The sequence below is a fragment of the Pseudoalteromonas piratica genome, from assembly GCF_000788395.1.
Lineage (GTDB): Bacteria > Pseudomonadota > Gammaproteobacteria > Enterobacterales > Alteromonadaceae > Pseudoalteromonas > Pseudoalteromonas piratica.
This window is the reverse complement of record NZ_CP009888.1, coordinates 1,461,981-1,483,419: the sequence shown is the minus strand read 5'-3', so window position 1 is coordinate 1,483,419 and position 21,439 is coordinate 1,461,981. Positions and strand designations below refer to the sequence as shown.

The following is a 21,439-nucleotide window of genomic DNA, read 5'->3' as shown; positions in this document are numbered from 1 at the left end:
TTCACTCAACCGAAAACTGAACAAGTATATTTTTAGTGTTGACTCAACGAACTTTCAGGCAAACCAATTTCATCCAACATCATCATTAAATGTGCGGCGCTCCAACTAAAGTTAGTTGCGCCTTGTTGCTCACCAGTAAAAGGATGATAGTTTTCACGAATACTGTCTTTTTCGTTAAGGCCTTTACTATTACGAATGAGCTTTTGTAAAAGCTGCTGCGCGTCCTTTTTATAGCCGTAATGACTTAGTGCACTTAGTGCGAAATACACTTGATCAAGCCATACTCTGCCACGCCAATAAACATCTGCGCCAAATGCGGGGTTTGTGATAGCTGCGGTAGGAAATGGCACATAGGTATTAAACTCATACTCACTCAGCATGTTAATGATCACCTTTTCCGCATTTTCAGTACTTGCAACCTGGCTAAATAACGGCGCCCAACCTTCAGGGCCTTTACCGCGATGCACCAACAACTTGCCTTTACATTCACTCGTTGACTGCGGGGTATTATCAATGGCTAAGTCATAATAAAAGCCAGTTGTGCTATCGTAAAAACACGCATCAATACGTGCTTTTAAGGTTTGGTATTCTGCTTGGTATTTTTGTGCATCTTGGTTGTTACCTAATCGTTTTGCCATTTGCGCAAGTTGGCGTTTTTCCATCGCAAGGTAACTGTTAAGCTCTACAGATTCTTGATTGATAGAATAGCCAACCAGTTGACCATTACGCACGTTTTCAAAAATCTTAACCTGCCAATCTGCCTTGGCTTTTGCCATATCGCCTTGATAAGTTTGATTGGCATACTCTTTAAACTGCTCATTTGAAATAAAACCAAAACGCGCAGCATTATCCATACCTGATTCCCAACCTGCAGCATGTTGCACAGGGATATCAAACGCATTTACTCTAGCTTCTTCAAGCAAATCTAAATAAAGTGAATTACCGCTGCATGCATACCAGTTATTTTTATCTTTTTTACATGTTTTCAACGCAGGTAACTTTGAACTTGTTTGCACAGAAAAGCGCATCTCACTTTCTTTGTTTGTGTGTATGTCATCAACTGTGCCACCATATTCAATCAAACCATTGCCATTATGGTCGCGATTTAAATACCACCAATTATGATACGCTTTTAGTTTCGGATACATTTCAGCCAAAAACGCATTATCATTGGTTTTTGACACTATGTGCCATACTACCCAAGATGCCAGTGGCGGTTTAGTATTACGTTCATTCCAGTTGCCGCCATCACCCCCGCGCGCGTTTGAGAAGTTGTAAAACACGGCATCAATTACCATGCACGCGTCTTGCGGACGAAGTGAATCACTTTCCGTAATTTGATAATCAAACATGGCGCGCACATTGTCTTTAGCAAGTTCAGGCATCACCTCTGCAAGTGCGTAGGCATGCTTCCAGCTATCCCAAGCCCATACGCCATTAAACCAACGTGCTGTCACAGACGGTGTGATGCCATTATGTTTAATCGAACCCGCAGGGCTTCGCCAATTACCAACTAAGGTTTCAAGGGACTTTATTGCTAATTTTTCGACTTGCTCATGGTGCTCATTTGATACCGTCTTCGCAAGTAGTTGCCATCTATTTTTAGCATTCAAATAGGCCTCTTTGTCTGCTTTTAACAAAGCGCTTAATTTTAAATCTTCACTATCGCTTTCTTGCTGATTATGGGTATAACTCAACACCGAAGTAATTAATTGTGTGTTATTAGGTAAAACCACCGTTTTGCCAACACTGCTGTAGCTTTGTTGAAGCGAATTAAACACAGATTGAGACGGTATTGAGCGCGCAATTTGGAAACGTGCGTTATTTTGATTAAGTTTATGCCACGTATCTCGCGATTGACTGAAATGCCAAGAAATCGCACTATTTGAAATTTCCGGCTTAACTTGCCATACGTAAGAATCTGTCTCACTCTCCCAATGCTGTGTTAGCTGCCCTTGCCATTTTAAAGAGAGCTCAAGTGGCTTGTTAGATAAATTAACAATACGGGTATCAATAACACTACTTCGATCCGATGCAAAGCTTAAATAGATATCGATTGTAAAAGCGTTAGACCTAAACGTTTGCTTAAAATAGCCCAATTCACTGCTCATGGTGTTTGGCAAACTTGAGAGTGTTTGGTATGCCCCACCGTCAACTGAAACCGATAACTTTTCGATGTATTCACCGAAATAAAGCGTGTACTCTTCAAATATAATAGCGGGACCTGCAAAGCCACTTGAGTTTGACTTGTTAGGTAATGAAAAACCATGCCAACTGCCCAAGTCGAATAAAGGGTTACCTTGCTGGTTGCCATACTCATCGTAAAACTTAGCCATATTAGGTTCGTTTACGCGTTCGAGTTGTGAAGAAGCAACCCCTTGAAAACTAATAAAAAGAAAAAAAATAGGTGCAAATAAGAATTTCATAGAGACTGGTTTTAGTTATTTTTGTATACATTATCCATAAAACTCTAGGGAAAACAATTTTCCACCAATATGCTTGCAAATAAAAATCAATTGAAGAGCAAGGCAGGAATTTCTAGAATAGCACTGATGCCAAAGTAGTTGGCCTAGAAATGAAATAATAAAAATAATGAAAATACTAAACTGCCTCATTGCAAGCTTACTGCTTTTAAGTAACACCATTCAATCAGCCGATAACATGCATAACTTTGAAGATATGTGTGTTGAACTTCCCGTTTCTAAATGCAGTGAGAAAATTTTAACCTTGCAAAGTGAATACGCTCAATTCAGTACAGATTGGTATTTTATCACTGCGCACTATCTTGATTTTCTCTATGAAACAACCAGTTTATTACCGCTAAAAAAAATCACAGAAGAGTATATTAATGTTGAGCACACACACCCGATTACTTTCCAAACTCAACTTTATTTCTATGCCTCAAAAGCGTTAGGTATTTACGGCGAAAAAGATAAAGCGCAACAATACGCAAAAAAAGCCATTGCGCTTGTTACAGCAACCTCTGACAGTTTTCCTAACCCACTGAGAAAAGTTGAATTAGCTAATTTAGAAATGGTCTTTGGCAACAAAGACAAAGCTGTACAAATGTTTAGCCGCCTTGCGCAACAATATAAAAAAAGCAAAGATGCAAAACTACAGCATGAGATTTATGGTAACTTAGCCAACGCACTATACTCACAAAGCCAATTATTAGAATCCATACCTCATCGTAAGAGTGCTATTTTTTGGGCTAAGCAGCTTGGTTATTCTGAAGACATCACCATGGCAATTGGCAATTTAGCACGCACCTATCAATTAGTTGGCCAACTTCAATTAGCAAATGACACATACCGTGATGCAGTGACCCACTTTACAAGTGAAGATAGTCCGAATTATTCTATTTTTCAGCTACGTTTAGCAGAAATCAACGCTGCGCAAAGTAATCCAAAACAGGCAAAACAACATTTAGAAAAAGTTAAATTCACAAAGCTATTACCAGGTCATTTCACCGTATACAACCAACTTGCACAAACGCTTGAATTTAGCAAGGACACTATTTAGAGAAAGTTCCTAACTTGTTAATGTAAGGCAAAAGGTCAATACTTATACAAACACATTAATCCACTCTAATAATGTTAATTTTGGTGTTAGCTTTATTTTTTTTGCTTCCATTGATTTCTTTTTGGTTATTTCCCACTGTAACCAACATTGATGTCATCAGCTTTGTCTCTGAATTTATAATGGCAGGGACAGTGCTAACCTGTATTGTTAATTTAAAAAAATTTAAACAAGGTGAACGCTCGAATCAGATTCTATTTGTTGGCTTTTCAATACTGTTTACCGCTATTTATATTGATGCGCTTGATGAGCTATTTGAGTTTCCAAAAATCATCACGATTGTAATTGAAGATATCTTTCAAATTATCGGGCTGCTAATGATTGTTTACGGCATCACTCTGTGGCTTAAAAAACAAGAAACGCAAAAGAATGCCCTAGTAAAACTTGCTACAACAGATCCCCTCACCGGCGCTTATACACGCCGCTACTTCACGGATAAGGTGAAAGAAATACTGCAAAGCGAAAAACCACGATTTTGTATTTTATTATTCGATATCGATCACTTTAAAAAAATTAACGATCAATACGGGCACAATGTAGGTGATTTAGCTTTAGTTGAGTTCAGTTCACTGATGGAAAAAAGCTCGCGTGAGTCTGACTTATTTGCCCGTTGGGGTGGTGAAGAATTTATATTACTCTTGCCCCATATTGCCCTGTCATCGGCAACCGAAAAAGCAGAGCAACTGCGACAAAAACTCGCAGATACAGTCATTCAATTACCCGAAGTATCATTTACAATGACAGTTTCGATCGGCGTTGTTGAGTTCAACCCAGTTACCCCAAAGCTTGAGACGTTGATTGATATTGCTGATCAACGTCTATACAAAGCCAAACAACAGGGAAGAAACCAAGTTGTATCAAGTTAGCGTCTGTCGCTATTTTTCAGCAACAGAATAGCTTTTACACTTGCTCTGCTCTTAAAAATACCGGTTCATTGGCTTTTTTAGTGTGCTCTTCACTGAAGTAATAACCGGCACTGTCAAACGCTAATAGCTTATCCATTGTCGTTACTTGCTGTTCCATAATATAACGCGCCATTAAGCCTCGCGCTTTTTTGGCATAAAAGCTAATCACTTTATATTGGCCATTTTTGCAATCTTTGAATACTGGCGTAATTATCTCACCTTTAAGCGCTTTTTTATCCACCGCTTTAAAATATTCATTGGATGCTAAATTGACTAATGTAGAGGTATTTTGCTCTGCAAAAACTTGGTTTAGTTTTTCAGCAATAACGGTTCCCCAAAACTGATATAAATTTGAACCACGCGGATTAGCCAGCTTGGTGCCCATTTCTAAACGATACGCCATCATTAAATCAAGCGGTTTCAAAATACCATACAACCCTGACAGTATGCGTAAATGCGATTGCGCATACTCAAGCGCACTATCACTCAAGGTTGCTGCATCTAAACCAACATAAACATCGCCATTAAACGCAAAAATAGCTTGTTTTGCATTGTCGGTATTGAACGGTGTTTGCCACTCGGTAAATCGTGCCACATTTAAGCCTGCCAGCTTATCGCTGATTTTCATCAAACTTGATAAGTCTTGCGCAGAAAGCGTTCGGCATACTTCAATCAACTCTTGGCTATGACTTAATAACTCTGGTTGAGTATGGTTTTTGTTCGGTGCAGGTGTTTCGTAGTCTAAATTTTTAGCGGGTGATATTACAGTGATCATAATTACTATTGACTTGTCGTTGTATTAAGGTAATTTCAACATTTCTTGTAATAAAAATCACCTGTTAGTTAGTTTTCGATGGATTTTTCTTCGCTAGGAGTAGCGTAAACTCGATGTTACGGACATTTGACCTTTCCCAAATACTTGTCATCTAGCTTTAATGATTCATCTTTAAGCTAAACTGAAAGCTCTAGTAATCTTTTAAGCGTTTTTCGCATAAAAAGACAAACAGCCTTTAGCTAACGCGCTATTTTTATTACCTTGAAATTAGGAATGAGGTAAACCATGACACAAATTTTAGCGGCTTTAAAAGCCCAATCGACCATTGTTGCTGATACTGGTGATATCGCAGCAATCAAAGCACACCAACCTGAAGATGCAACAACCAATCCTTCGCTACTTTTAAAAGCCAGTGAGATTGAAGCATATCAGCCACTTCTTCAACAAGCACTTGCTTATGCAAAAGCAAATGAATCAAATAGCGAACTACAAGTAGCGTTAGCGTGTGACTACTTTTCTGTATTATTAGGTAAAGAAATTAGCGAAGTTGTACCTGGTTACATTTCGACTGAGGTTGATGCTCGCCTATCGTTTAACACAGAAGCCACCATTGCAAAAGCAAAAGCCTTGCTTACGCTTTACCGAGAAGTTGGTGTTGATACAAATAAAATTCTAATCAAAATTGCTTCTACGTGGGAAGGTATTAAGGCGGCTGAGCAATTAGAAAAAGAAGGTATTAAGTGTAACTTAACACTACTTTTCTCTGAAGCCCAAGCCAAAGCGTGTGCAGATGCTAATGTCTTCTTAATTTCACCATTCGTTGGCCGTATTTTAGATTGGCATGTTAAAAATGGTATGCCAAAGCCAGAATCAGCACTTGACGATCCAGGTGTACAATCAGTTCGTAGCATTTATAATTTCTATAAAACACATGGTTACGAGACAATCGTAATGGGTGCGAGCTTCCGCAATACTGGTGAGATTTTAGCACTAACTGGCTGTGACCGTTTAACCATTAGCCCAGCGTTGTTAACTGAACTTGCAGAACTTACAGATGCTGAGGTTCATCCGTTAGAGAAACCAACGGAAGTATTACCAAAACCAGCACCATTAACAGAAAATGAGTTCCGCTGGCAGCACAACCAAGATGCGATGGCAACGGAAAAACTTGCTGAAGGCATTCGCTCGTTTGCCGAAGCACAAATCGAACTTGAAACACGTTTTGCAAACCTATAAGGAATAAACGGTTTATGACCACCTTAGCGCAGTTGCATACGCAACTAACCCATGCTGCTGAGAATATTAAAAAGAGCCAAATTATGGCTCTTTTTGATTCGCAGCCTAACCGTGCAAGTGAATTTACGCTGAGTGCGGCAGGTTTAACTCTCGACTTTGCCAAGCAAGCAATCGATCAATCCATCCTGAATGATTTAATTGAAGTTTCTAAGCTTAAGCAATTAAAAAAGCAACGAGACGCGCAATTTAGTGGTGAGTTGGTTAACACAACGGAACAACGTGCAGTGCTGCATACAGCGCTACGTGATACTACTCAGCTAGCCAAAAATTTGCCTAAGGTGGCACAAGAAATCGAATCAACAAAAGCAAGGTTGCTTGACTTTGTTTCGCGTTTCGAACAAAATAAAATCACTGGTGCAACTGAAAAAGCCATTACTGATGTAATCAGCATTGGTATTGGCGGATCTTTTTTTGGTCCAAAAATGTTAGAAGCCGCATTAGTTGATAGCCATGTGAATGACATCAATGTGCACTACCTTGCCAACATTGATGGCCAACAAATTAAGCATACGCTGGCAAAGCTCAATGCGGAAACCACTTTGATTGTAGTAGCGTCAAAATCGTGGACTACAGCCGAAACCCAGCTTAACATGCAAGCCGTTATGGACTGGTTTAAAAAAACCATGTCAGATACAGCGATTGCCAAACAGTGGATTGCGCTAACTGCTAAACCTGAACTGGCAAAGCAAGCAGGATTTAGTGACGAGATGATCTTCCCGCTATGGGATTTTATTGGTGGCCGATACTCAGTTTGGTCAACCATAGCGCTACCGCTTGCATTGAAAATTGGTAAAGCCAATTTTGAAGCCTTACTTGAAGGTGCTGCAAATCTTGATCAACACTTTCTAACAGCTCCAGAATCGCAAAACTTACCAATCATTGCCGCCATCATTGGCTACTGGCAACAACAGTATTTAGGTGAAAATAACCTACTAGTGCTACCTTATGGCCACGCATTAAAAACATTACCAGCGTATTTACAACAGCTTGATATGGAAAGTAATGGTAAGAGCGTGAACCTTGCGGGTGAATCGATTGAACTATCAGGCCCAATATTGTGGGGTGCTGAGGGCACAAACTGCCAACATTCATTTATGCAATTGCTGCATCAAGGAAAGCAAAGTGCGATGATTGATTTTATTTTGCCTCGTATTGGTGAAAGTAGTTATCAACAACACCATAAAGCAATGATTGCTAATTGCCTTGGTCAAAGCCAAGCGCTACTGCAAGGTAAAAGCCTAGCGCAAGCTGAATCCGAATTAGCTGCACAAGGATTAAGTAAAGAAGAAGTCAATGCGCTTGCGCCTCATAAAGTGATGCCGGGCAATAAAGGCTCAAATACATTACTAATTGATGATTTATCACCTCGTTCACTTGGCGCACTTTTAGCTTTTTATGAACACAAAGTATTTGTGCAAGGCGTGTTATTTGGCATTAATAGTTATGACCAATGGGGTGTTGAACTTGGCAAACAGCTTGGCAACCAAGTACTTGATGCGATGGCGTCCCAAAATTATGAACAGCTCGACCCTTCAACAGCTCATCTACTAAAAACACTTACAAATTAATACCCTAACAGCTACCTGTTTGGTAGCTGTTTCCTCCTTGTTTGATCAAGTCGAAAAACCTTCATTATTTTTTAACAAAAGCTAAACATATTAGTTTTATTTTTAGACGAGTTATGATATTTCTTATGCCGAGGTTAAAAAATCCACAGGAGGATACCATGGATAGCATCGAAGATATTTTTGCAATATTAGAACGTCCTGAACCAACAACAAAAACCTCTTCTAAAGGGAAAAAGCGCAAATGGCGTGAAATTGAAGCGTTAAAGGAAAGACATAGACTGAAAAAAGAACTGGAAGAATACGGTTCGCTAGATGACATTGATTTAGATGACTTAGTTATCTAACAAATATCTTAATAAAGGCTCTTTTGAGCCTTTATTTTTGCTAGTTAAAACTCATAGCCTACACTGACAATGATTTGATAGTCATTCTTATCTGCTGTTAACCCATTACTCGATGTTGGATTATCATTACGCTCAACGTAAAAGAGTAAATCCATTTCGAAATTTTTTGTGAGCTCGACATCAAAGCCTGTTTTCAGCGTATGTTGGCGCCCGCCCACTTCTTCTCGCAAAAACTGAACCTGATAATCAAACTTAAAATCTAGGCGCTTAGACAACTCCCAATCAAGTAGCATACCGAGAGTTAATGCGCCTGAAGTTTCACGGCGGTTATCCGATGAAAATAAAGTATTTTGATAACTTGGACCACCACTGATACTCCAGTCTAAGGTGTTAGTATCATACAAGTGATAACCCAAACCAACACCATAAGTGGCACGCTCTTCGATATTACTAAACGGGTCAGAAAAGTATTCATACTCAAAAGCACGCACAAACACATTGTTAGCAAAGAACCAATCTAAACTCAGGTTGAGTCGCTGATTATCAACGGTTGTTTCTTTATCCCCCTGCGAATTAGTGCGTTCGCTTCGGTTAACTAAATAGTCAAGCCTTAAACGGTTTAAATTGCTGCGCCTTTTTAACTGCACTCTTAAGTTAGTATCGTTTTGCTTTATATTTCCGCGGCGAAAATTTGCTCCTAAATTGACCGAGCCTGACCATAAACTTATCCTGCTCTCCCCAAAGGGCACCATAGTAAGTACATTACTAAAATAGACACGCTCACTTTTTAATCCTTGATGGATCTGTAAAACATCATTGCTAAGCTCTAAGCGCCCAGTATAAATACGACCTGCATTGAGCCTCACACTAAACGCATACTGTGAGCGTATTTCACTGACATCATCAGCATCAATCAATTGAAGACCAAACTCATCTGAATCAAACTCTACTTTGCCATCATAAAATGAAATGATCTCGCCATTTACCCACTCACCTGATTGCGTTTTAAGCCAATCTCGATCGATAAACAATTCCGGCTCAGCAGCAAAACAACTTCCTGTAAAAAAAAGCAACCATAAGCCAAGGTGCTTGATAAGGTGTTTTTTTAGCATATTTAGATGTTATTTAAGTGCCAATTAATCGGAGTTTTACCCATACCAATCAATGCATCATTGGCCTTAGAGAAGTGCTTACATCCAAAAAAACCGCGATAAGCGGAAAGCGGTGATGGGTGTGGCCCATTAAATACAACATGCTTTGTGGTGTCGATGCGTCGTCCTTTCTTTTGCGCATGGGCTCCCCATAACAAAAATACAACACCTTCAGCATGTTCATTTAATGCTGCAATTACGCGATCAGTAAAGGTCTCCCAACCAAGCATTTTGTGGGAGTGTGCTTGACCCTGTTCAACGGTTAATACTGTATTAAGCAACAATACTCCTTGTTCCGCCCACGACTGCAAATAACCATGATTTGGTGTAACAAAGCCATCAATATCAGTTTCTAATTCTTTATACATGTTAGCCAAAGATGGGGGGGCTTTAACACCCGGCTTTACTGAAAATGCCAAGCCATGTGCTTGATTTGGGCCATGATATGGATCTTGCCCCAAAATCACTACTTTCACATCATCAAACGCGGTGATTGAAAACGCATTAAACACCTCATCCGCAGGCGGAAATACACTAACTCCCTCTGCGCGCCTTTTGGCAACATGATCAAGCGTTTCTTTAAAGTAGTCTTGTTGTTTTTCAACAGCGAGTACATCTGTCCAAGTAGTCATAAATTTCTTTGTCGGTTATTTTTGTTTTCAGTATGCCATAAAAAAGCCGCTAACTTGTAGCGGCTGGGTATTTCAATCAACAGATTAAAAAGGTTTAAGCAAGTTTTGCCAAAATGTTTTCACGAAGCACTTGATAGTCGTTAACTAGGTCTTCTGCTAAACACTGTTTTGCTAATGCATCAGCAAGTGGTTTTGGCATATCTAATTCAATCGAAAGAATGTTTTCAACTGACTCTTTAAATTTAGCTGGGTGAGCGGTTGATAAAAAGATGCCAACACCATCGGCAGCTAAATCTTGTTTTAAGCCTTGGTAAGCAATCGCTGTATGCGGCTCAGCTAAGTAACCTTTAGCATAAACATCATGCATTACCGCTTTCGTTTCTGCTTCATCAACACTGTGTGAATAAAAGTTATCGTAACTAAACCAGTTGTTATCTAGCATAAACTGCACGCGCGGCCAGTTATTTGGCTTACTCACGTCCATCGCATTTGATAACGATTCTAGCGTAGCATTTGGCGTCCATTCTTTTGATACCAAATAGCGCGGCACAGTATCATTTTGGTTTGTCGTTGCAGAAAGCTTAGCCACTGGTAAACCTAAACTTGCGGCAATCATTGCAGCACACACATTACCAAAGTTACCACTTGGCACCGAAATATGCGCTTTTGCGCGCTCGGCTTTAGGTAATTTCGCCACCGCTTCAAAGTAGTAACATACTTGCGCAAGTAAACGGCTAATATTGATTGAGTTTGCTGAGTTTAAGCCCAAGCGCTGTTTTACTTCATCATCTAGAAACGCTTGTTTTACCATTGCTTGGCAATCATCAAAGCTGCCATCTACTGCATAACAATGAATGTTTTTGCCGAGCGTTGTGAACTGTTTTTGCTGTGCCAATGAAATTTTACCTTTCGGGTATAAAATCACCACATCAATGTCTTTTTTGCCGTAAAACGCATGTGCCACAGCAGCACCTGTGTCGCCACTTGTTGCCGTTAAAATTGTGGTTTTGTTACCTTCATTAAATACCGACAAGCACTCCGCCATAAAACGGCCTCCAAAGTCTTTAAATGCGAGCGTTGGACCATGAAACAGCTCAAGGCAGTAAACATTATCTTCAACTTTTACCAGTTCAGCTGGAAAGTTAAAGGCATTTTGTACCATTTGCTGTACGGTACTTTCTGGTAGTTCATCACCAATAAAATGCGATAAAACTTTGCTACTTCGTGCGACAAAATCAAGCTCAAGTAACTCATCAACATTATTTAGCGGCACTAGGCTATTTGGGAAAAAGACACCTTGATTGTTGCCTAATCCTACTTTTACCGCCTCTACAAACGATACCTTCTGCTCGGCGTCTTTTAGATTATGCAATAACATCACTTTCTCCTTTTTCTAGTACACGTGTGCCACGGTTATCTATTTTACAAATGTGGCTAAAACCGTTTTCATTCAAATAATTTTCTTTTAACCAAGCGTCTATCGCTTGTGCTTGTGTTTCACTTTTTGTTAAAGCTAAAAGCGTTGGACCTGCGCCAGAAATAGCCACCACTTCTGCACCTAATTCTGGTAATGCAACTTTGGCGTCGCTAAACCCTGCAATCAGAGATTGGCGATATGGCTCAGCAAGTTCGTCTTTCATCAAGGCTATTGCGCTATCAAATTGCCCGCTAAAACATAACGCGGTAAACGCGCTTAAACGCTGACCATAATTAATGCTAGTATGCATACTGACTTCTTTTGGTAGCACTGCGCGTGCTTTTGCGGTATTCAGGGCAAAGCCTGGGTAGGCAACAACTAACTGCCAGTTTTCATCGGTTGGTAACGCCAGTGAATTATTTGGTACTAAATCACCGCACAATTGCAAACCACCTAAATAACAAGGTGCAATGTTATCGTAGTGGCGACCACCACTGACTTTTTCTTCAAAATCAGCCATTAATGCCAATAACTGTTTTTGTGAAAGATTAGTATTAGCAAACTTATCAAGTGCCGCAAATGCAGCAACCACAGAGCACGCACTTGAGCCTAAGCCCGAACCAACTGGCAAGTTTTTCTTTAATTCCAGTTTACAGGCCGGCATATCGCTTGAAACATGTTCACGAAAATGCACTAAACACTGATATGCAAGGTTATCCTCTTTGGGACCTGCCAGTTTCTCAGCGTATTTTCCACTACATATAAATTCGTCTTGGCCAGAGTTACTCGATTCAATTGCTACAATATCGCCAAGTAGTGCGCCACTTACTGGCGCAAGTGCTGCACCAAGTAAGTCAAAACCAACGGCAAAGTTGCCACTGGATGCGGGTGCATAAACTTCAATCATCACCCTCTCCTATGGCAGTGTTTTTAAAATATCAGCAAATACACCTGCCGCAGTAACTTCTGCGCCAGCGCCATAACCACGTATGACAAATGGTTTTGGCTGATAATATTGGCTTAAAATTGCCAGTGCATTTTCACCGTCACGCACAGAGTTAAGTGCATCTTCTTTAGTAACCGCTTGAATACCTACTTTACATTTACCATCTTTGATTGAACCGACATAACGCAACACTTTGCCTTCAGCTTTTGCTGACTCAACACGCGCTGTAAATTCAGTATCCAGCTCAGGCAGTCGTGCCATAAACTCGTCAACACTTGACCCCTCAGCAAAATTTGGTGATACCACAGGTTCAACATCAATATCATCGAGCTCTAGCTCTAAGCCTGAGTCTCTAGCAATAATAAGTAACTTACGCGCCACATCCATGCCTGATAAATCATCTCGCGGATCTGGCTCGGTAAAGCCATTCTCTTTTGCTTGTTTGGTTGCGGCGCTCAAGCTTAAGCCATCTTCTACTACACCAAACATATACGACAACGAACCACTTAAAATACCGTTAAAGCTAAGTAATTTATCACCTGCGCCAAACAGCAACTGTAAGTTATCAAGCACAGGTAAGCCTGCACCTACGTTTGTTTCGTATAAGAATTTACGACCTGTTTTTTGTGTTGCTGCAACTAAAGATTGGTAATATGACTGCGAGCTTGTATTTGCTTTTTTGTTTGCAGCTACCACGTGGAAACCTGCATTAATAAAATCTAAATACTGATCTGCTAACAACTGTGATGATGAACAATCAACCAACACTGGGTTAATTAAATGGTTTTCTTTTACAAATTGCTCAACTACTTTTAAATCAAAGCTCTGCTGTGAATCGGCAAGTTGCATTTGCCAGTTATTAAAATCTACGCCGTCGTTATCAAGTAGCATTTGACGCGAGTTTGCAACGCCATACAGATTTAGTTTGATATTACGTTTTTGCAGCCAGGCTTGTTGGCGCTGCAGTTGGCTAACTAGTTCTTTACCTACTAAACCACAGCCGAGTAAAAATACATCGATAGAAGGCACATGGGTAAAGAAGTTTTCATGACATACTTTCACCGCATCATTACATGACTGCCCATCAATTACCGCTGAAATCGCGCTTTCAGTCGAGTCTTGCGCAATCGCAACAATGTTTACTTGTGCTTGTGCAAGTGATGCAAAGAATTTAGCTGCAAGGCCTTTATGGGCTTTCATGTTATCACCCACTAAAGTCACAATTGCTAAGTTCTGTTCGATTTGGAATGGCTCTATTAGCCCAGCTTGCGCTTCTAACGAGAATGCCTGCTCAAGTGCGTTTGTGGCTTTTGCCAAATCAGCTTGATATACACAAAAACTAATGCTGAATTCGCACGATGACTGCGTAATTAATACAATTGAGATTTCATCTTGTGCTAATGCGCTAAATACGCGCGATGCCATGCCCACTTTGCCTTTCATACCCGGACCAGATACCGTGATCATTGCAAGTTCTTGTAAACTAGAAAGTGCTTTTACTGGTTCACCATTTGAACTTGACTGTGCACTGATAAGCGAGCCTGGCACATCAGGATCATGTGTATTTTTAATTTCGCACGGCACACCATATTTAGCACAAGGTAAAATTGTTTTCGGATGAAGGACTTTCGCGCCAAAGTATGAAAGCTCCATTGCTTCTTTATAGCTTAAGCTCTGAATTTTCATAGCTGATTTGATATAACGCGGATCAGCGCTATAAACACCGTCTACATCAGTCCAGATTTGGCAGATCTTGGCATCAACACAGGCTGCGGCAATCGCCGCAGAGTAATCCGAACCATTACGGCCTAGCGTTGTTAATTCGCCTTGCTCACTTGCGGCAGTAAAGCCCGGCATAATGTAAACAGTGCTTGGGTGCTCTGCTAATTGCTTAGCAAATTGCTGTTTTGATTGTGCTAAATCAACTTCTGCATCTAAGTAATTGTTGTTTGATGCAATGCACTTAGTGGCTTCAAGGTAGACAGGCGAAAGCTCATTTAACAATGCTTGCATCAGTGACACACTAACGCGCTCACCAAAGCTAATGACATAGGCTTTCACTTGCGAAGGACAATGGCCAAGAAGCGAAACCCCATCGAGTTTTTGTTTTAGCTCATCAAAATTAGGCCAATTTGTTACTACTGCAACATCTGAAACCTGTGCTTTCAGGCCCTCACTACGTGCTACAAGTGCTTGCCATGCGGTCGAATAATCTTGCCCTTTTTCAGCTAGCTCTGATAATTCCACAAGGCTGTCAGTCATACCGCCTGGTGCAGATAACACTAACAACATTTTGTCTTCAAGCTGACCTTTGGCAAGTTCTGCTACCTGCTTTAAACAAGCAAAGTCGGCGAGTGACGAGCCACCAAACTTTAATACTTTCATTCTTTTTCCCCATTCCAAAAACGAAAAAGGCCTGTGCTCGTAGTGAGCACAGGCCTTTAAATTTTGCGTACAGACCTATGCCACTATCCAGTTAGGATAATGGTTGTAATAATGGTGGTGTGTACTAAATTAATTTGTTTCATGGCCATTAGGGTGCCGAATAGTCAAAGATATGTCAACTATAAAAAAAGATAATTTATTCCATTTAGCACTATAATAAATCAACGAATGCCAAATTTATGCAAAACCGCCGAGAAGTCTTCATCATTAAACGGTTTTTCAATAAAACCTAATACGCCATAGTCGGCAACACGCTGTTTCATTTCAGGTTGGATGTCGGCAGATATAACCACCGTATGCAGATGAATTTGTTCTGCTTTCAAGTTTGCTAATACGGCTAAACCGTCCATCACTGGCATCGTGAGATCAAGACACAACAAACCAAACTCTTGTTGACGTAATAAATCCATCGCCTCTTGGCCATTTTGGGCTTGGCTGATAACAAAATCGTCGTGTTTTTTAAAAAAGCGCACAACCTGTTTTCGCGCAATAAGCGAGTCATCACACACAAGTACCGGAAATGTACTAGTCAAAACAATAAAAACCTAAATAAACTGCAATAGAGTCATAATATGAGTAAACACTATAATTGCAACATTTATGCGAGCGAGTTGTTAGTTATTCCTGTTTAAGTCAAATAATTCTTAAATTTTTAAGAGCAGATAGCAAAAATGAACTAAGCTTTTATTTATTCAATTTATTTAAACACTTTCATATTTATTTTTGAGTTAAAATTAGCTAACTTTAATGACGTACATTAAAAAATTACAATAATGAGGTTCTGGTTAATTCAATGTTGAGCAAAAGTCTTTCTAAACGCCTGTTAACCAGCGTACTCTCAGTTTATTTTGTACTTACGTTTATTGTGACATGCGGCCAAGTCATCGCCGAATATCATAACTCGAAAGATCACATTCAAAACGAACTCTCCACTCTACAAAAAACCTTTTCAGGCAGCTTAACCCGCGCCATATGGGAGCTAAACACCCAACAAACGCGCACTATTGCCGAAGGTTTATTAGCAATTCCCTCTATCGAAGGGGTAATTGTGCGTGATGATAACGGTGAAATCATTTCGCAAATCGGCCAATCTATCGATATTGTAGAGCGCTATGAATCTCAACTAGTACAAGAAGCAAAATTAGTTCAACACAATACATCAGGTTTATTTGGTTATACCTTTCCACTGGTATTTGAATTTTCAGGGCGTGCAACTCAAGTTGGTGATGTAACCCTATTTTCAAGTCGTGAGGTAGTATTTAGCCGCATAATGGTATCGCTTTATTTTTTAGTTGGTAATGCACTGATTAAAACCACCTTCCTGATTATTTTATTCTTAATGGCCTTTAGACGATTACTTACCGAGCCATTAACCGATTTAACTCAGCAAATAGAAGAGCTGGAGCTCGATAACCTCGAAGGTGCTCGCGTTAGCATTGAAACCACAGAGCACAACGAATTAAAAATCATGGAGCATTCGTTCAATAAGCTCATTGATAAAGTCGTAAGTTATAAAGACCAACTTGAATCCACACAAAAACAACTTGTACAAACCAATGAAAAACTCGACCAACAAAACCTTCTTTTAGAGCAAGAAGTTGCACGTAAAACCTCTAATTTAAGCCAAGCGATGATGGATTTACAGCAACAAAAGTACGAACTTGAAAAACAAAAGTTAGTACTTACCGAAGAAGTCGACCGCCGAAAAATGACTGAAGATGAGTTACTGTCTAAACAAGATGAACTTACCAAGTACGTTGATGAGCTTAATATGGCACAAGAACGGTTGGTTGGCTCTGAAAAGATGGCGGCATTAGGTGGTTTAGTTGCCGGTATTACTCACGATATCAATACACCTGTTGGTATCGGTGTAACGGCAACCTCTTTTCTGCAAGAACGCCTTACACAAGTTGAAGCGGCGTATAATGAAAAAACCCTCTCTCCGAAAGCACTGGAAGAATTTATTGCTGATGCAAAGCAAAGTACGGCATTACTCACCACTAACCTCGAGCGTGCATCTGAGTTAGTCGCTAGCTTTAAGCAAATTGCAGTAGACCAAGCAAGTGAAGCTGTTCGTCAAATTAACTTAAAAGAATACTTGAACGAAATTATTCGCTCACTCCATCCTAAGCTCAAAAAGACAATGCATAAAATAAACATACATTGTCCTGACGATTTATTACTTAACCTACCAGCTGGTGCAGTTAGCCAAATATTTACTAACCTAATTATGAATTCTCTTATTCACGGCTTTGAGGGCATTAACGCAGGCACTATTGATATCAACATTCAAGAGCAAGATGGTGAAGTCGCTATTACTTTTAAAGACAATGGCCGTGGTGTTGAAGCTGAGCAATTAGAAAATCTATTTGACCCATTCTATACCACACGTCGCGAGCAAGGCGGCAGCGGTCTTGGCACACATATTACCTTTAACTTAGTAAAACAAACCTTAGCGGGTGATATCACGGCAACCAGTGAACCAGGCAAAGGACTTTGCTATAAAATCACCTTCCCAAAGGATATGCCAAGCCCTGAGTCATCGCCTTTGGTGGATTAATTGTTCAATTGACAAAGAAGCGCCGAAAGGCGCTTTTTTATTGTTTGTAACCCTGTTAGGCTTAGCTGAATTTATAAGAGAAATTGGTACTACCAATTCAGTTTCAAGGATCCTTTCATGTGGTTTAGTAACCTAATTTGTTATCGCTTTAAACAAGAAGTTGATTACAACCAAGACGAATTTGAAAAAGCACTCGAACAAGATAAGTTTCGCCCATGTGGCAGCCAAGATTTAAGTACATTTGGTTGGACTAAAGCGCTTGGTAAACACGGTCAAATGCTCTCGCACTTTAGCAAAAAGAGCATTCTACTGTGCGCAAAACGCGAAGAAAAAGTACTTCCGCCAGCAGTGATTAACGACCTACTTGCTGAAAAGATAGAGCAAATCGAAAACAGTGAAAACCGTCCCGTTAAGAAAAAAGAAAAAGACGAGTTAAAAGAAAACTTAATTCACTCGTTATTGCCTCAAGCATTCAAAAAGTCGAGCTTACAATTTGCCTTTATTGACTTAGAAAAAGGCTGGATGGTAGTTAACAGTGCGAGCTTTAATAAAGCAGAAGAATTACTAGCACTACTGCGTAAGTCACTCGGTTCATTGCCTGTAGTACCAGCATTTGTTAATTACGATTTAGGTTTATTTTTAACAAATTGGCTAGCAAAAGATGCAGCCCCGGAGCAGTTTACTATTGGCCTAGATGCAGAGCTTGTTGAACCCGAAGAAAATGGCGCGAAGGTAGTGCTGAAACAACACGATCTAGCCTCAGACGAAGTTAAGAGCCACTTAGACAACGGTAAAGTCGTTACTAAGCTCGCGCTTGACTGGATGGAGCGTATTCGCTTTGTGCTGCAAGAAGATGGCTCAATTAAACGTGTAAACTACGCAGAGCTGTTAAAAGAAGAAAATGCTGACATTCCAAAAGAAGATATGGCAGTTAAACTAGACGCTGATTTTATGCTTTCAAGCGATGAAATTAAGCAAATGCTAGAAGCACTGATTATTGCACTAGGTGAACCAGAAGATACAATTTAAGGTTATCTGTGTAAGCCAATGCTAAATATTAAAAAAGCCGCAAAAGCGGCTTTTTTTGTGGTTGTAATTAGCTATTACGCCATTAAGTTTTGTAGCTTTTTCATAGCTGATTTTTCTAGCTGGCGAACACGCTCTGCTGATACTTGGTATTTAGCAGCGAGATCTTGCAGTGTTTCTTTCTCTTCTGCTAACCAACGGGCGCGGATAATATCTTGTGAACGCTCATCTAGCGTGTTTAACGCTGAGAATAGACGTTGGTTAGAGTTATCTTGCCATTGTTCTTCTTCAACCGTCTCAGCTAAGTCTGACGATTGATCTGTTAAGTATTGAACAGGTGAGAACTGAGACTGTGGCGCACTGTCGTCTTCGTCCGCATTTAAGTCAAAGCCCATATCTTGACTGCTCATACGCGATTCCATTTCACGTACGTCTTTTTCAGATACACCTAACTCGTTCGCAACTGTTTGCACTTCTTCGTGGTTAAACCAACCTAAACGCTTTTTGTTTTTACGTAGGTTAAAGAATAATTTACGTTGCGCTTTGGTTGTTGCAACTTTAACGATGCGCCAGTTTTTCAGCACATACTCATGAATTTCTGCTTTAATCCAGTGAACAGCAAATGATACTAAGCGTACACCTACAGTTGGGTCAAAACGTTTAACAGCCTTCATTAGGCCAACGTTTCCTTCCTGAATAAGATCTGCCTGCGGTAAACCATAACCCGAATAGCTCTTCGCGATATGTGCAACAAATCTAAGGTGTGACATGATTAACGCTCGTGCTGCATTAAGGTCGCCACTGTCCTGTAGCTTCTCTGCCAATGCCTTTTCCTCGTCCGCACTTAGCATAGGGATAGTACTTACAGCTTGTAGATAGCTCTCAATGCTACCTGCGTTTTGCGGCATACTAAGTGTTAGGGCATTCATCTCTTTTGTCATATTTCACCTCAGGTGGAGTAACAAATTTTCTCAATTTTAGCACTCTCTTAACTAGAGTGCTAATCTGAATTTACAGGTTTTGAGCAGGAATTCAAGTTAAAGTTCCATGAAACTTGTAAGAAAAAACTAATCTCATGAAATATAGACAATTTTAAATAAAAGTATTCTTTGCAACAGACCAAATAAGGCTAAACCTCGTTGGGCTCTATGGCATCAATATAACGTTTAACTGATAAAAACGAGCCAAACAAACCTAGGCTAATTGCTAACCCTAGCAGTACTAAAAACTCGCTAAAGTTTAGCCCCTGCAAATTAAAACTGGCATTATAAACCCCCACTACATGGGTCACTGCATTATCAAGCCAGAGTAACATGGTTAATACTGCTAAAAAGGCAATAAAACCACCGACAATGCCATACCAAATTCCCGTCCATAAAAATGGTGTTTGAATAAAGTGGTTGGTTGCGCCAACCAACTTCATTAGCTGAATTTCTTGTTTTTTATCCATAATGGATAAACGAATCGTGTTACCAACAATCAATACCACTGAGGTTAAAAGCAAAAAAGCAATGGTAAGCACACTTTCTCTCAGCAAACTCAATAATGCATTCAGTCTTTCTAGCCATTCAATATCGAGCTTGCCAAAATCAACATCTCTCTCGCGTTCTAATTTGTCGAGTAACTCTCTAGCTGCTTCAGGTTTGGTAAACTGGCCATTTGGCGTCACCAACACAACACTTGGCAAAGGGTTCTCATCTAAATAGTTGAGTGCTTCTCCAAAACCAGATGCGACTTTAAATTCTTCTAACGCATCTTGTTTCGATATAAAGCGCACCTCTTTTATTTCTTTATAGAGCGATAACCGTTTAACCAATGCTGTTGATTCTTTCTCTGAAATATTCTGCTTTAAGAAAAGTGAAATTTCCGCCGCGTTATCGAAGCCACTACTGACTTTTTGCACATTTTTGACCACCACATAAAGAGTGGTTGGTAAGGTTAAACTAAGGCCAAGTACGGCAATGGTCATCAATGATGCAACCGGCGTACGCCACAGTTCACCAAGGCTTTGTACGCCCTGACGAATAGTATTCATAAAGCCAAAATACAAACCCATGATAGATGAATGCTTTACTTGTTCGCCCTGACTTTTTCGTCCTTTGAATAATAAACTCACAGCGTATCTCCCATTAATGGATCAACAACTAATTTACCTGCTTTTAAAGTTAAACTGCGATATTTCATGCGGGCAATCAGGCCAAGATCGTGCGTTGCGATTAGCACTGTGGTGCCGTGTTGATTGAAGTCTTCAAATAACTTTAAAATTTCAACAGAAAGTTCAGGGTCTAAGTTACCCGTGGGTTCATCGGCCAGTAGAATAGGAGGGGAGTTTACAATGGCACGTGCAATACCAACACGTTGCTGTTCACCACCCGATAGCGTCTCTGGTGCACAGCGGGCTTTATTTAAAAGCCCTACCTTATCAAGTGCACCATGAACGCGCTTTTCAATATCACGGCGATGGCTACCAGCAATAATAAGCGGCAGAGCCACATTATCAAATACTGAATAACGGTCTAGCAAACGGTGGTTTTGAAAGATCACGCCAATATCTCGCCTAACATAAGGCACTTGCTTGGCCGTTACTTTATTCAAGCACACACCATTAATATAGACTTCTCCTGCTGATGGTCGTTCCATCAGACTGATTAGCTTTAACAGTGTGCTTTTCCCTGCCCCACTGTGGCCAGTTAAAAAAGCAAGTTCGCCTTGTTGTAAGTGAAAGCTTACTTTTTCAATTGCTTTATGGCCACCAGGGTATGTTTTACTTACCTGTTCAAATTTTATCATTATTA

General features: G+C 40.1%; 18 protein-coding genes. 7 read left to right on the top strand and 11 right to left on the bottom strand.

Annotated elements, in window-relative coordinates; translation table 11 throughout:
* Window positions 1-32: 32 nt before the first annotated feature.
* A complete protein-coding gene (gene ygjK / locus OM33_RS06725; RefSeq protein ID WP_052140923.1) occupies window positions 33-2,426 on the bottom strand; it encodes an alpha-glucosidase in 2,394 nt (797 codons plus the stop codon).
* 166 nt (window positions 2,427-2,592) lie between these two features.
* Here ygjK and OM33_RS06720 point away from each other — a divergent pair, with 166 nt between their 5' ends.
* Together OM33_RS06720 and OM33_RS06715 are read left to right on the top strand one after the other, a co-directional pair.
* Window positions 2,593-3,522 carry a tetratricopeptide repeat protein gene (locus OM33_RS06720; RefSeq protein ID WP_038640248.1) on the top strand — a complete coding sequence of 310 codons (930 nt, stop codon included), beginning with the start codon at window positions 2,593-2,595 and terminating at the stop codon, window positions 3,520-3,522.
* A 179-nt stretch (window positions 3,523-3,701) separates the two neighbouring features.
* Window positions 3,702-4,445 carry a GGDEF domain-containing protein gene (locus tag OM33_RS06715; RefSeq protein ID WP_199922520.1) on the top strand — a complete coding sequence of 248 codons (744 nt, stop codon included), beginning with the start codon at window positions 3,702-3,704 and terminating at the stop codon, window positions 4,443-4,445.
* A 34-nt stretch (window positions 4,446-4,479) separates the two neighbouring features.
* On the opposite strand, the gene yaaA is transcribed toward OM33_RS06715, so the two are convergent.
* Window positions 4,480-5,259, bottom strand: a complete 780-nt coding sequence (yaaA, locus tag OM33_RS06710; RefSeq protein WP_038640246.1) for a peroxide stress protein YaaA — start codon at window positions 5,257-5,259, stop codon at window positions 4,480-4,482.
* Between the two features lie 285 nt (window positions 5,260-5,544).
* Here yaaA and tal point away from each other — a divergent pair, with 285 nt between their 5' ends.
* The 3 genes from tal to OM33_RS06695 all read left to right on the top strand — a co-directional run bounded on the left by tal (window position 5,545) and on the right by OM33_RS06695 (window position 8,467).
* The gene (gene tal, locus OM33_RS06705) at window positions 5,545-6,495 is read left to right on the top strand and encodes a transaldolase (protein ID WP_038640244.1); all 951 of its coding nucleotides are present in this window, start codon (window positions 5,545-5,547) and stop codon (window positions 6,493-6,495) included.
* Between the two features lie 14 nt (window positions 6,496-6,509).
* On the top strand, window positions 6,510-8,123 hold the full coding sequence (pgi, locus tag OM33_RS06700; RefSeq protein ID WP_038640242.1) for a glucose-6-phosphate isomerase: 1,614 nt from the start codon (window positions 6,510-6,512) through the stop codon (window positions 8,121-8,123).
* A 158-nt stretch (window positions 8,124-8,281) separates the two neighbouring features.
* Window positions 8,282-8,467 (top strand): DUF3545 family protein, encoded by a 186-nt coding sequence (locus OM33_RS06695; protein WP_010560807.1) that lies wholly within the window; start codon window positions 8,282-8,284, stop codon window positions 8,465-8,467.
* A gap of 44 nt (window positions 8,468-8,511) precedes the next feature.
* On the opposite strand, the gene OM33_RS06690 is transcribed toward OM33_RS06695, so the two are convergent.
* The 6 genes from OM33_RS06690 to OM33_RS06665 all read right to left on the bottom strand — a co-directional run bounded on the left by OM33_RS06690 (window position 8,512) and on the right by OM33_RS06665 (window position 15,591).
* Window positions 8,512-9,579, bottom strand: a complete 1,068-nt coding sequence (locus tag OM33_RS06690) for a DUF481 domain-containing protein (protein ID WP_052140921.1) — start codon at window positions 9,577-9,579, stop codon at window positions 8,512-8,514.
* A gap of 2 nt (window positions 9,580-9,581) precedes the next feature.
* On the bottom strand, window positions 9,582-10,250 hold the full coding sequence (gene ung, locus OM33_RS06685) for a uracil-DNA glycosylase (RefSeq protein WP_038640239.1): 669 nt from the start codon (window positions 10,248-10,250) through the stop codon (window positions 9,582-9,584).
* Between the two features lie 94 nt (window positions 10,251-10,344).
* A complete protein-coding gene (gene thrC / locus OM33_RS06680) occupies window positions 10,345-11,628 on the bottom strand; it encodes a threonine synthase (protein WP_038640237.1) in 1,284 nt (427 codons plus the stop codon).
* Window positions 11,615-12,574: a homoserine kinase gene (gene thrB, locus OM33_RS06675; RefSeq protein WP_038640235.1), complete on the bottom strand. Its 960-nt coding sequence runs from the start codon at window positions 12,572-12,574 to the stop codon at window positions 11,615-11,617. The genes thrC and thrB overlap by 14 nt, the downstream gene beginning before the upstream one ends.
* A gap of 9 nt (window positions 12,575-12,583) precedes the next feature.
* The gene (gene thrA, locus OM33_RS06670; RefSeq protein WP_038640233.1) at window positions 12,584-14,998 is read right to left on the bottom strand and encodes a bifunctional aspartate kinase/homoserine dehydrogenase I; all 2,415 of its coding nucleotides are present in this window, start codon (window positions 14,996-14,998) and stop codon (window positions 12,584-12,586) included.
* A 221-nt stretch (window positions 14,999-15,219) separates the two neighbouring features.
* Window positions 15,220-15,591: a response regulator gene (locus OM33_RS06665; RefSeq protein ID WP_038640231.1), complete on the bottom strand. Its 372-nt coding sequence runs from the start codon at window positions 15,589-15,591 to the stop codon at window positions 15,220-15,222.
* Between the two features lie 260 nt (window positions 15,592-15,851).
* On the opposite strand from OM33_RS06665, the gene OM33_RS06660 reads away from it, so the two are divergent.
* Window positions 15,852-17,618: an ATP-binding protein gene (locus OM33_RS06660; protein ID WP_038640229.1), complete on the top strand. Its 1,767-nt coding sequence runs from the start codon at window positions 15,852-15,854 to the stop codon at window positions 17,616-17,618.
* 117 nt (window positions 17,619-17,735) lie between these two features.
* Complete coding sequence (gene rdgC, locus OM33_RS06655) at window positions 17,736-18,647, top strand: recombination-associated protein RdgC (protein ID WP_038640227.1); 912 nt, start codon at window positions 17,736-17,738, stop codon at window positions 18,645-18,647.
* 74 nt (window positions 18,648-18,721) lie between these two features.
* Here the strand turns inward: rdgC and rpoH are convergent, their stop codons facing one another.
* The 3 genes from rpoH to ftsE form a co-directional block, all read right to left on the bottom strand.
* Entirely contained in the window at window positions 18,722-19,585 is an 864-nt protein-coding gene (rpoH, locus tag OM33_RS06650) for an RNA polymerase sigma factor RpoH (RefSeq protein WP_038640225.1), read from the bottom strand.
* Window positions 19,586-19,773: 188 nt separating this feature from the next.
* Entirely contained in the window at window positions 19,774-20,760 is a 987-nt protein-coding gene (gene ftsX / locus OM33_RS06645) for a permease-like cell division protein FtsX (protein WP_038640224.1), read from the bottom strand.
* Window positions 20,757-21,434, bottom strand: coding sequence for a cell division ATP-binding protein FtsE (ftsE, locus tag OM33_RS06640; RefSeq protein ID WP_038640221.1), 678 nt, complete (start codon window positions 21,432-21,434; stop codon window positions 20,757-20,759). The genes ftsX and ftsE overlap by 4 nt, the downstream gene beginning before the upstream one ends.
* Window positions 21,435-21,439: the final 5 nt, after the last annotated feature.